Here is a 526-nt window from a genome sequence, read left to right on the forward strand (position 1 = left end):
TTGTACTTGCGGAAGTCCTCGAACATCGCGGCGATCGTCTCCGGGGCCGCACCGGTGAGGGTGATCAGTTCGTCGAAGTAAGCCCGGAACGGCACCCTGCGGTCCTCGGGGATGTCGCGGCGGGACCGCACCGCGCGCAGCAGGTCCCGGGCCAGGAGGGCCGTGATCAGCCGGTCGGTGGGACCGTTGCCGCCCGGGCACACCCACACGATCATCCGGGAGTCCATGGCGGCGCGGATATTGTAGACGCCCGCGGGCTGGCCGAGAAAGGCGCGGGTGACGGGATTGGCGGCCAGCCGGGCGATCGGATTGAGGACCACGGCGAACGCGTCCGGCGGCAGGGTCGGGAAGACGGTCTGCCACCAGGAACGGGTCTCCTCATCCAGTCGGCCCTCCACCGCCGCGAGCGCAGCCTTGCGAAAGAGGGCGTCGGTGAGCAGGGCCCGCACGTGGAAAACCGTCGCCTGGTCTTCGGGCCGCCCGGCCCGGCAGGCGGCCTCGTTGACGGCCACCAGAACGGCTACGG

1 pseudogene is annotated in these 526 nt (G+C 70.7%); it reads right to left on the reverse strand.

The features are described 5' to 3' along the window. Positions 1 to 526: pseudogene (locus tag IE258_RS40955) on the reverse strand (ATP/GTP-binding protein); the annotation flags it as partial.

The organism is Streptomyces tendae (assembly GCF_014650435.1).
GTDB lineage: Bacteria > Actinomycetota > Actinomycetes > Streptomycetales > Streptomycetaceae > Streptomyces > Streptomyces tendae.